Origin of the sequence: Psychrobacter sp. CAL346-MNA-CIBAN-0220, from assembly GCF_040309805.1 — a bacterium.
Taxonomy (GTDB): Bacteria; Pseudomonadota; Gammaproteobacteria; order Pseudomonadales; family Moraxellaceae; genus Psychrobacter.
Window position 1 is genome coordinate 1 of sequence record NZ_JBEOPF010000312.1, and the last position, 270, is coordinate 270.

Sequence of the window (270 nt, forward strand, 5' to 3'; positions counted from 1 at the left end):
GCCATTCGCGGCACGCCGATGCTGGTACAGCTATTTATTATCTTTTATGGTTTACCGAGTGTTGGGGTCAAGCTTGATCCTTTTCCGTCAGCGATCATCGCTTTTTCGCTAAATATTGGTGCTTATGCGTCAGAGACGGTGCGCGCATCCATTTTGTCTATTCCAAAAGGACAGTGGGAAGCCGGTTCGACTGTCGGCTTGACGTATTTGCAGACCTTTCGCCATGTTATATTGCCGCAGGCACTGCGCGTCTCCGTACCGCCGCTATCT

General features: G+C 50.7%; 1 protein-coding gene. It reads left to right on the forward strand.

Annotation, left to right across the window (positions count from 1 at the left end):
* On the forward strand, positions 1–270 hold a 270-nt coding region (locus tag AAEY88_RS13775; protein WP_350563288.1), incomplete at both ends, for an ABC transporter permease subunit.